Below are 11,190 nucleotides of genomic sequence, written 5' to 3'. Positions count from 1 at the left end.
ACGCGGCCCCTACGTAGCCACCTAAGCAGCATCTTCATGCGACGCGCGGGCGCTCTCCCGCGCAAACACCACGAGAAACAAAAAGAGAGGAGACGACAATGAAACGACGCAGTATCGCCCTGGCCGCGACAGTGGCCTTGACGGCCGCGGGCACGCTGGTCGGCCAGGCCCACGCGCAGTCGAACGTGACGATTTACGGGATCATCGACGCCGGTGTGGAGTACGTGAACCACGCCAGCGACAACGGCGGCGCGGTGCGCGCCATCTCGGGCGGCAAGAATACGTCGCGCTTTGGCTTCAAGGGCACGGAAGACCTGGGTGGCGATCTCAAGGCGGTGTTCAACCTCGAGAGCGGCATCAACATGGTCAACGGACAGTTCGACGACGGCCCCGGCGCGATCTTCGACCGCCGCGCGACAGTCGGCCTGTTGCACAAGACCTGGGGACAGTTCACGCTCGGGCGCACGTTCACCACGACGTACGACTATATGCTCCCCTTCGACCCGATGGGCTATGCGCCGAACTATTCGTGGGCAACCAGCGCCACGGCCACGGGCGGTCGCAAGGATGGCCTGTTCTCGCGCTCGTCGAACGTCGTGCGCTATGACGGCGACTACAACGGCCTGAAGTTCGGCGCGATGTACGGCTTCGGCAATGTGGCCGACAGCATGAAAACCTCGTCGAAGTACGACGTCGCGCTCGGCTACGAGAACGGCCCGTTCGCCATCGTCGCCACGTACGATCGTCAGAATGGCGCAGGCAGCAGCGTGACGCCGGCCGACACGACGGACTACATTCAGGGCATTCACGCCGGTGCAAGCTACCGCTTCGGCAGCGCCAAGATCATGGCGGGCTACCGCAATTACAAGAAGACGTTCGTGACGGCAGGCACCGCGTCGTTGCGCAGCGATATGTACTGGCTGGGCGGCTCGTACGACTTCACGCCGGCGTTCACCTTGTACGGCGCGATTTACCATCAGAACATCAAGGACGCGGGCGACGCCGATCCGACGCTCATCTCGCTGCGCGCGCAATACGCGATGTCAAAGCGCACGGCCCTGTACCTGTCCGGGGGCTACGCCTTCGCGAAGCACGGCCAGAAAGTCAGTCTCTCGCGCGATCTGACAGGCGCGGCGGATACGCAACTCGGCGTGACGGCCGGTATCCAGCACCGCTTCTGATGCGCTGATCCACCGTCGATACCCCGCCTGAACCTGTTTTCCTCAACGACGGCCCGGTGGTGCGGGGGTGCACCGCTTGCCGGGCCGTCGTGTTTTTTTGTGAGGACTGAGACGTGTCAGGACAGCGATTCGATGTGCGTGGAGTGCGCGTAGACCTGCCCGAAGCGATTCGCAAGAAAGTCGGGCAGCGCGATCTGCTCCTGGCGCACGAATCCTCGTTGCGGGAGCTGCTGTGCGAAGAACATGTCGACAGCCGCGCAGATCGCGGATGCCGTGGTGATCTGGATCGCACTGGCGCTGTGCCCGTTGTTACGCTCGGCAAAGATCTTCCGCGCAAATACTTCCTGCGTGAGTACACCGCCGCGCAGCCCATTGACCACCACGAAGATGAGCACCACGTCCTGCAAGGTGCTCGGTATCGCCCGCTTGAGAATCGTCTTGATCGTTTCCTGATCGTCCTTCAGGCGCAATTCGTTGAGCAGGACTTTCATCAGCGCGCCATGCCCCGGATAGCGCACCGATTTGTAGTCGAGATCGCGCACGCGTCCCGCCAGCGTCTCGCATAACGTTCCCAATCCGCCCGAGGTATTGAACGCCTCGTATTCCACGCCGTCGAGCGAGAAGTGCTCCAGGTCCTCCAGCGGTTGCACGCTGAGTCGCGCGCCATCGCGAATCGCTTCGCAAGGCTGGCAGTACTCGTTGATCAGGCCGTCGACACTCCACGTCAGGTTGTATTTGAGGGAGTTGGTCGGAAACGCAGGAAGCGCGCCGACGCGCATCTTGACGGAATCGACCTGATCGAACTCGGCAGCGAGGTGATGGGCGGCAATGGCAATGAACCCGGGTGCCAGTCCGCATTGCGGCATGAGCGCCGTCGAGGCGCCCTCCGCGAGCTGCGCAATCGCATGCGTGGCGGCCACGTCCTCCGTCAGATCGAAGTAGTGACACCCGGCGGCGACGGATGCCGTCGCAGCGCTCGTCGCCATGGTGTAGGGCAATGCATTCACGACGGCGTCGAAACCCGTGACAGCCCGTTGCAGCGCGCCGGTATCGTGATGCGTCAGTTCGACGAAGGCGTGCGCGTATTCGCGCACCGCGTCGCGCGATTGCGCGTTGCGGTCGAAAACCGTCACCTGGTAATCGCCACTGTCATGCAACAGACGCGCAATGGTCTGGCCGATGTGTCCCGCACCCAGCAAGGCAATCTTCTTCATGTTTTCCCCCTATTCAGGAACGTCGGTCAATGCGCCGCCGGTCTGGCCGACAACGCGTCAGTGCTTCAATTCTAGGGAGAGGTGACGATGAAATGTAGCGTTAAATCGTCGATAAATATGCCGTTTGTGACGAAATGACGATATTTACATACGTTTCGTCACGTGGTGGATTGCGCGCTGCTCGGGACATAGGGGACGAACGCGCCAACCGTGCCACACGGGTCGGTGAGTCTGGCGCGCTTCCGAGCGAATTTCGGAAGCGCGCATCGTACTGTGGCACCAAGCTTGCGTTGCGACTTTGACGAACGCCGGGACCGCGTCGGGCGGACCGGAGGTCGAAACGTCTGAATTTATCGTCTACGGCTTTGCGCCGGTATGAACCTATGTGGCTGCTTATGCATCGCCTGCGCATGCGTGGCATGCGTGTATTCGGGGTGGTTGCCATTTCAGCCATCGGCTTGCTGCACGCGTCGCGCGCGAGCGCCGACTGCTGGGACGTGGCCGCTGAGCGCTATCAGCTCGATCCGCTACTGCTCTACGCCATCGCCCAAGTCGAGTCGAATCTCGACATGAACGCACGCAATACCAATCGCAATGGCACCTATGACATCGGTCTGATGCAGATCAACAGCATTCATCTTCCCAAGCTGGCGCAGTACGGGGTGACGGAGCGGCATCTGCGCGAGGACGCGTGTGCGTCGATCGTCACCGGTGCGTGGATCCTCGCCGGGTTCGTGCGTCAGTACGGCTATGGGTGGGAAGCCGTAGGCGCCTACAACGCCGGGACAGGTGAAGCCCGCGCGCCTCTGCGAAGACGCTACGCCGACAAGGTGCGCAAGCGTTACGCACGGCTTGTCGCGGAACGCACGCGGCGCATGGCCTTAAGTGCGTGCGACGGACAAGATGACATCGGTGCGTGCCCGAACACGACAGCGTCACAACCGTGACACCGGCGTCTGCCCGTTGTTTTGATGATCGCTTTGATGATCGGTGGACTTTGCGCGCATTTCCTTTATACGGCGTTCATATGTCATGAAAATGAATTCACGCACGTTCGTCGACAACGGATTCATTACGTTGCAGCGGGAAGACACCTCACGCGAATTTTCGTTAATACACCTATTGAATTGCGAATTCCTTCGATATAGTTCGGCCCGAACCCACGGGGCGCCCGTCCACAGGCGAAGGGTTCGCATTGACCCATAAGTTATCGATAGAGGAATCGACCGATGAAAATGACGCAATTGGCCGCCGCACTGTGTGGCGTTATCGCAGCCGCCGCCACCGGTGCTGCACAAGCACAGAGCAACGTCTCGCTGTACGGCATTCTTGACGGCGGTCTCGCCTACGTGAGCAATGTCGGCGGCAGCAAGAACTTCACGACGGCTGACGGCCTGCAATCGGGCAACCGCTGGGGTCTGAAGGGGTCGGAGGAACTGGGCGGCGGCACGTCGGCCATCTTCACGCTGGAAAACGGCTTCAACCTCACGAACGGCGCGCTGGGCCAGGGCAGCCGCGAGTTCGGCCGTCAGGCGTTCGTGGGTTTGTCGAACAAGTCGTTCGGTAGCGTGACCATCGGTCGTCAGTACGACTCCGTGGTCGACTTCGTGAGCGGCCTGACATCTGCCAAACAGTTTGCGACGAAGCTCGGCGCTCACGTCGGCGATGTCGACAACCTGTACAACTCGTTCCGCATCAACAACTCGATCAAGTACACGAGTGCCAATTACGGCGGCTTCTCGTTCGGTGGCCTGTATGGCTTCTCGAACCAGCCGAGCAGCAGCACGCCGGGCAATGGCTTCGCCAACAACCGCGCGTGGAGCGTGGGTGCGAGTTACGCGAACGGCCCGGTCAAGTTCGGCATCGGTTATCTGGAAGTCGGTACGCCGAATGGCAGCAACACCGGTGGCGCGGTTTCCGGCGACTACAGCGGCGATTTCTACTCGGCCCGAATTGGCACGACCACGGTCGGTGTGGACAAGCAACGCGTGTTCGCCACGGGCGGCAGCTACAAGTTCGGCCCGGCCAACGTTGGCTTCGTGTACAGCAACACGCAACTGCGTTACGTCGGCGGTACGGGCGCGCGCGTGTCGAACTACGAACTGAACGGCACGTACAACCTGACGCCGTCGCTGTTGCTCGGTCTGTCGTACACGTACACGGATGCCAGCACGCGCAGCGCCACACTCGCCGATCTGAGCCCGAAGTACCACCAGGTCAATGCCGCAGTGGACTACCTGCTCTCGAAGCGTACCGATGTGTATCTGGTCGGTATCTATCAAAAGGCCGCAGGCGACGCGACGGCCGCCTCGATCAACGGTGCCGGTGGTGCGTCGAGCACGAAGACGCAGGCGGCTGTGATCTCGGGCCTGCGTCACAAGTTCTGAGCCAACGCCTTCGCGAGAGGTTTTTGTCGTTGGTTTGAGTGCTCCAGTCGTTTGGGGGAGTCCTGAAGGGGACTCCCCTTTTTGTTTGGAGATTCCGGGTCATACGAGGCGCACTCCATCCAACTCAGAAGATCAGCAAGTTGACTGGTCAAAACGCCTTGTATTAGTATTTGCGCTGAAAACTACGTACAAGCGGGTGAAAAAAACGTAGCGCCGCCCGGCATGCCGGGTCCCACCTGGAGTGGGAATTCTACTTGTGTAGATAGAGAATCCCGCCTGCAACGGCCACCTCATGGTGGCCGTTGGTCTTTCCGATATGGGCTATGCCCGTATCGCGGTGCCTTCGTGAACCTTTCGCAGCAACGTCGCCAGCGCAATTCTCTTCGCCTCGCGTTGACGCCTCGTTAGACCACCTTCCAAGACATATGCGGACTGGACACGTAATACCAGTCGATTGCGCACCTTGTCTTTTTCGACTTCAAAAAAAACGGCGTAAAGCCCCATCTTTCCGTTTTCGTCGACATGCTCACGTGTGACGAAATCGGGCCGTCTGTCGTCCGCCAACGTTATCCTTCGAGACCCCAAACTCAAAACGATGCCTGGCAGAAACTTGCGGGAGAGACGGTACCGAACCGGGCAAAGAATTCTGCGTTCGCGTGCATCCGAGTAAATCTCGCTTCGAGGAATGGACACTAAAGGACGGTCGTCCCACTTGAGACTCTTCGTAAAGCAGTGGCACGAAAAGAGCACGATCACCGATACGTCACAGTGCTCGCGCACCCGTGCCCTGAACGCGAACGGCGACAAGTGGCTTAGATCCCACGGCGTTCAATCTCAAGAAACTCGGAAATGTCCTGACGCTTATACGGTTAGTGGTGCAAATCGTTGTTTACTTGTAGCCATCTCTTTCGTCGTGACAAATTTCACCTTGCATCTCACTCAAGTTCGAGTACACTCGATGCTGTACAAAAACACAGTACTCAGACAAGGAGAGCAACCGTGGATTTCTCGGCAAAAGGGCCCTTCGACGTGCAACTCGGGCCGCAGGAATTGAGTGCTGTGGCGCAGAGCACCGGGCTTGGGCGCCTGTCGCTCGATAAGACGTACCACGGCGATCTGAATGCCACCAGCCAAGGAGAAATGCTCTCGTTTCGCAGCGGCACGGCGGGCTCTGCCGGGTATGTCGCGATGGAAACGGTGCGTGGCACGCTGCACGGGCGCAGCGGCACGTTCGTGTTGCAGCACAGTTGCACGATGGCGCGCGGGGTGCCAACGCAGTCCATCACGGTCGTTCCCGACTCCGGCACCGACGCGCTCGTCGGTCTTGCCGGCCAGCTCGTCATCGACATCTCGGACGGCAAACACGCTTATCACTTCAGCTACACGCTGCCGGACGCGCAACCATCGAACGGAGAACACGCATGAGCCAACGAGGCACCGATCGCCAGATCGACAACATCGAATTCAACGTCGCCGACATCGCGCGTAGCAAAGACTTCTATGGCAGCGTGTTCGGCTGGACATTTACCGATTACGGTCCGACCTATACGGAATTCAGCGACGGGCGTCTGACGGGAGGCTTCACGACGGGCGAAGCCGTTCGTCCGGGCGGTCCGCTCGTGATCCTTTATGCGGAAGATCTGGCGGAGACTCAGCGTCGCGTCGAATCCGCCGGCGCGAGGATCAGTCGGGCAGTGTTCTCCTTTCCGGGCGGTCAACGGTTCCACTTCCTCGACCCGGACGGATACGAACTCGCCGTGTGGTCGGCGGTAGCCTGAGCCGTGGCATGAGATGAGCCCGTACCGTCGCGCCACGTGGCGCGCTGCGCTGCCCACGTCGCGCAAACGCGCCAATGGAATACGCCTCGAATACCTCTCGAATACCTCTCGAATACCTCTCGAATACGCCTCGAATACACATCGAATACGCAAACAAAAGGCCGGCACGCTAACAGCGTTACCGGCCCTTTTCGCAGCCCGGGAAGCAAGCTCCCCGGCTTCACTACATCACTCCACCGTCACCGACTTGGCAAGGTTACGCGGCTTGTCGACGTCGGTGCCGCGTGCGCACGCCGTGTGGTACGCGAGCAACTGCAACGGCACCACATGCAGAATCGGCGAGAGCTGGCCGTAGTGTTCCGGCATACGGATCACGTGCAGGCCCTCGGCGTTGGCGATCTCGGTGTCCGAGTCCGCGAAGACATACAACTGGCCGCCGCGAGCGCGCACTTCCTGCATGTTCGACTTCAACTTCTCGACCAGGGCGTCGCGCGGCGCCACCGTGACGACCGGCATCTGCTCGGTCACCAACGCCAACGGACCGTGCTTCAATTCGCCTGCCGGATAGGCCTCGGCGTGAATGTACGAGATTTCCTTGAGCTTGAGCGCACCCTCCAGGGCGATCGGGTAATGCAGACCGCGTCCGAGGAACAGCGCGTTCTCGCGGCGGGCAAACTCTTCCGCCCACGCAATGATCTGCGGCTCGAGCGCCAGCACGCTATTGAGCGCCGCCGGCAGGTGGCGCAGCTGCGTGAGGTATTCGGCTTCCTGCGGTGCCGACAAGCGGCCACGCAGCTTGGCAATCGTCAGCGTGAGCAGGAACAGTGCAGTGAGTTGCGTGGTGAACGCCTTGGTCGACGCCACACCGATTTCCGTGCCCGCGCGCGTGAGGTAGTGCAGTGCCGTCTGACGCACCATTGCACTCGTGCCCACGTTGCAGATGGCCAGCGTGTTCGTCATGCCCAGCGACTGCGCGTGTTGCAGCGCCGCCATCGTGTCGGCCGTCTCGCCCGACTGGGAAATCGTCACGACCAGCGTTTTCGGATTCGGCACGCTATCGCGATAGCGATACTCGCTCGCCACTTCAACCTGCGTCGGAATCTGCGCCAGCGACTCGAGCCAGTACTTCGCCGTCATGCCCGAGTAGTAGCTCGTGCCGCACGCCAGAATCAGAATCGAGTCAACGCTGCCCAGCATCGCCTCGGCGTTCTCGCCGAAGAGCGTCGGTGAAATGCCTTCCACGCCCTCCATCGTGTCGCCGATCGCGCGCGGCTGCTCGAAGATTTCCTTCTGCATGTAGTGACGATACGGTCCGAGCTCCACGGCGCCCGTATAGGCCTGCACCGTGCGCACTTCGCGCTCGACGGCCACGTCGTTGCGATCCACGATCTTCACGCCATCGAGCGTGAGTTCGACGACATCGCCTTCTTCCAGATAGATGAACTGGTCGGTCGTGCCGGCCAGCGCCAGCGCGTCCGAGGCGAGGAAGTTCTCGCCCTCGCCAACACCGACCACCAGGGGTGAGCCCGCACGCGCGCCCACGACACGGTGCGGCTCCTGCTTGCGGAACACGGCGATGGCATACGCGCCATGCAAACGGCGCGTGGCCAGACGCACCGCCTGATACAGGTCACCGGCGGCGCCGTTCGACAGAATGTGATGAATCAGATGCGCGATGACTTCCGTGTCCGTCTGCGACACGAACTCGTAACCCAGACCGCGCAATTCGTCGCGCAGGCTCTCATGGTTTTCGATGATGCCGTTGTGCACCAGCGCCACTTCGTCGCGCGAGAAAATGGGATGCGCGTTATTCGTGACCGGCGCACCATGGGTCGCCCAGCGGGTATGGGCAATGCCCGTCTCGCCCGCCAATTGCGTTTGCTTGAGCTGCTCGTCGAGATCGGCCACGCGCGACACACTGCGCGCGCGTTGCGGCACACCGTCCTTGAGCACGGCCACGCCGCACGAGTCATAGCCGCGATACTCCAGACGGCGCAGCCCTTCGACCAACACCGGTACTACATTACGTCGCGCTACCGCGCCGACAATGCCGCACATATTCGCTTCCTTGAGGGCCGGATCGTCTCCGGCGCATTCGAACGGATGAGATCCGCTTTAACTCCCCGGCACACGTCTGTCTCTCGCGCACCGGCACATAACCGCGATTTTACTGCTTCTGCTTGCGCGGGCGGACATAACCCGCCTTCGCTTCCTGCGTCTTGCCGTTGAGCACCAGAGAATCTTCCGGTGTGTCCTTCCACACGGTCGTACCGGCGGCAATGGTCGTGCCGCGACGCACCGTCACCGGCGCGACGAGCTGGGTGTCCGAGCCGATGAACACGTCGTCCTCGATGACCGTGCGGTGCTTGTTCGCGCCGTCGTAATTGCAAGTGATCGTGCCGGCGCCGATGTTCACGCGCGCGCCCACGGTCGAATCGCCGACGTACGCCAGATGGTTGGCTTTCGAGCCCTTCGCCATCGAGGCGTTCTTCACCTCCACGAAGTTGCCGATGTGCACGTCGTCCGCAAGATCCGCTCCCGGACGCAGCCGGGCGTAAGGCCCGATATGCGCATCCGCGCCGACAACCGCACCATCCAGATGGCTGAATGCCTCGATGCGCGTGCCCGCGCCGATGGTCGTGTTCCGAATGACGCAGTTCGCACCGATCGACACGCCGTCGCCAATCGTCACCTTGCCTTCGAACACACAGTTCACATCGATGGACACATCGGTGCCGCATGCGATCTCGCCGCGCAGGTCGAACCGTGCCGGGTCGATCAGCGTGACGCCAGCCGCCAGCAGGGCGCCTGCTGCGTTGCGTTGATAGTCGCGCTCCAGCTCGGCCAGTTGCGCCTTGTCGTTCACACCGTTCGGTTCCCACGCGAACGCCGGCTGCGTGGTGACGACGGACACGCCGTCCGCCACCGCGCACGCAATCACGTCGGTCAGGTAGTACTCGCCCTGTGCGTTCTGATTCTTCAGTCCGCCAAGCCACCCCTTGAGGGCACGCGTGGGCGCGACCAGGATCCCGGTGTTGATTTCGCGGATCGCCAATTCGGCTTCGTTGGCGTCCTTTTGCTCGACGATGCGCTGCACGTTGCCCGCCGCGTCGCGCACGATCCGACCGTAGCCGGTGGGGTTGTCGAGGTCGACGGTCAGCACGCCCAGCTTGTCGTTGCCGGCGGCGTCGATCAGACCCTTCAGGGTCTCGGCACGCGTGAGCGGCACGTCGCCGTACAGCACGAGCGTCGGAGCCGACTCGTCGAGCAACGACACCGCTTGTTGCACTGCGTGGCCCGTACCCAACTGTTGCGCCTGCTCGGCAAACAACACACCGTCACCGGCAACCGCCTCGCGCACGGCGTCGCCGCCGTGCCCGATCACGACGATCAGCTTGCCGGGTTCGAGTTTGCGGGCCGTCGCGATCACGTGCGACAGGAGCGGGCGGCCGGCCAGCGGTTGCAAGACCTTGGGCAACTTCGAGCGCATGCGCTTACCCATGCCTGCGGCGAGAATCACAATATTCATAGCGTCGTGACGATTCGAAAATAGGAAGGCTTGATTCGGGATCTCGCGCCCCGCCCTCGCACGCGAGGGTGGGGGCGAGGCACGTTCGTATCGATGGCTGGCGAGCGATTCGGTCGAAAACTCGGTCGAAGACTCGGCCCGAGACTCAGTCGTCGAACTGAGTGATGCGGATGATGCCCGCATCGTTCTCATCGCCGCAGGGGGCCTCGTCGAACGCAATGTCGCCGAGCGGATCGGGTTGTCCCGTTGCGCGCAAGTTCTTGAAGTCGTGCAGATTCGTGTCCATCAGATGCGACGGCACCACGTTGGACAACGCGCTGAAGATCGACTTGATGCGCCCCGGGTGCTGCTTCTCCCACAGGCGAATGAGCGACTTCATTTCCGCACGCTTCAGGTTGGGCTGGCTGCCGCACAGCGTGCACGGAATGATCGGGAACTGCTTGTACTCGGCATAGCGCTCCAGATCCGGTTCGCGCACGTAAGCGAGCGGCCGGATCACGACGTTCTTGCCGTCGTCCGATTGGAGCTTCGGCGGCATGCCCTTGAGCTTGCCACCGTAGAAGATGTTCAGGAACAGCGTCTCGATGATGTCGTCGCGATGATGGCCCAGCGCAATCTTCGTCGCCCCGAGTTCGCCCGCCACGCGATAGAGAATGCCGCGGCGCAGACGCGAACACAGCGAACACGTGGTCTTGCCCTCGGGCACCACGCGCTTCACGATGGAATACGTATCCTGATTCTCGATGTGGAAATCCACACCGATGGAGCGGAAGTAATCCGGCAGCACATGCTCCGGGAACCCCGGTTGCTTCTGATCGAGGTTGACGGCCACGATCGAGAAATCGATCGGCGCACGCTCGCGCAGTTTGAGCAGGATGTCGAGCATCGCGTAGCTGTCCTTGCCACCGGACATACATACCATCACACGATCGCCCTGCTCGATCATGTTGTAGTCGCCGATCGCCTGCCCCGTCAGACGGAACAGACGCTTTTCGAGCTTGTTGTTCTCGAACGCCAGCTTCTGCGCTTTCTTCACGCTCTCGGCGGCGGGATTGCCGGTCGCGGCCAACGGCGCGCCGGTCTCGGGCATGACGGCACTCA

The 11,190-nt window shown here is 61.4% G+C and carries 9 protein-coding genes; 5 read left to right on the top strand and 4 right to left on the bottom strand.

Annotation, left to right across the window (positions count from 1 at the left end):
* Positions 1-98: 98 nt before the first annotated feature.
* Positions 99-1,181 (top strand): porin, encoded by a 1,083-nt coding sequence (locus PCA31118_RS07375; protein ID WP_150624416.1) that lies wholly within the window; start codon positions 99-101, stop codon positions 1,179-1,181.
* A gap of 116 nt (positions 1,182-1,297) precedes the next feature.
* Here PCA31118_RS07375 and PCA31118_RS07370 read toward each other — a convergent pair whose 3' ends face one another.
* Positions 1,298-2,395, bottom strand: a complete 1,098-nt coding sequence (locus PCA31118_RS07370; RefSeq protein WP_150624414.1) for a saccharopine dehydrogenase family protein — start codon at positions 2,393-2,395, stop codon at positions 1,298-1,300.
* Between the two features lie 383 nt (positions 2,396-2,778).
* Between PCA31118_RS07370 and PCA31118_RS07365 the strand changes: the two genes are divergently transcribed.
* From PCA31118_RS07365 to PCA31118_RS07350, 4 genes are all read left to right on the top strand, one after another.
* Positions 2,779-3,342 (top strand): lytic transglycosylase domain-containing protein, encoded by a 564-nt coding sequence (locus PCA31118_RS07365; protein ID WP_246190122.1) that lies wholly within the window; start codon positions 2,779-2,781, stop codon positions 3,340-3,342.
* Between the two features lie 282 nt (positions 3,343-3,624).
* Positions 3,625-4,782, top strand: coding sequence for a porin (locus PCA31118_RS07360; protein ID WP_150624412.1), 1,158 nt, complete (start codon positions 3,625-3,627; stop codon positions 4,780-4,782).
* A 999-nt stretch (positions 4,783-5,781) separates the two neighbouring features.
* Complete coding sequence (locus tag PCA31118_RS07355) at positions 5,782-6,207, top strand: DUF3224 domain-containing protein (RefSeq protein ID WP_150624410.1); 426 nt, start codon at positions 5,782-5,784, stop codon at positions 6,205-6,207.
* Entirely contained in the window at positions 6,204-6,560 is a 357-nt protein-coding gene (locus PCA31118_RS07350) for a VOC family protein (RefSeq protein WP_150624408.1), read from the top strand. Before PCA31118_RS07355 ends, PCA31118_RS07350 begins: the two co-directional genes overlap by 4 nt.
* A 228-nt stretch (positions 6,561-6,788) precedes the next feature.
* On the opposite strand, the gene glmS is transcribed toward PCA31118_RS07350, so the two are convergent.
* The 3 genes from glmS to ttcA form a co-directional block, all read right to left on the bottom strand.
* A complete protein-coding gene (glmS, locus tag PCA31118_RS07345; RefSeq protein WP_150624406.1) occupies positions 6,789-8,618 on the bottom strand; it encodes a glutamine--fructose-6-phosphate transaminase (isomerizing) in 1,830 nt (609 codons plus the stop codon).
* Positions 8,619-8,727: 109 nt separating this feature from the next.
* Positions 8,728-10,089 carry a bifunctional UDP-N-acetylglucosamine diphosphorylase/glucosamine-1-phosphate N-acetyltransferase GlmU gene (gene glmU / locus PCA31118_RS07340; RefSeq protein ID WP_150624404.1) on the bottom strand — a complete coding sequence of 454 codons (1,362 nt, stop codon included), beginning with the start codon at positions 10,087-10,089 and terminating at the stop codon, positions 8,728-8,730.
* A 145-nt stretch (positions 10,090-10,234) separates the two neighbouring features.
* Complete coding sequence (ttcA, locus tag PCA31118_RS07335; RefSeq protein WP_150625168.1) at positions 10,235-11,179, bottom strand: tRNA 2-thiocytidine(32) synthetase TtcA; 945 nt, start codon at positions 11,177-11,179, stop codon at positions 10,235-10,237.
* Between the last annotated feature and the right edge of the window lie 11 nt (positions 11,180-11,190).

It is taken from the genome of Pandoraea captiosa, from assembly GCF_902459775.1.
GTDB lineage: Bacteria > Pseudomonadota > Gammaproteobacteria > Burkholderiales > Burkholderiaceae > Pandoraea > Pandoraea captiosa.
Note: the sequence above shows the minus strand (reverse complement) of the source record. Positions and strands in the feature narration are given on the sequence as shown.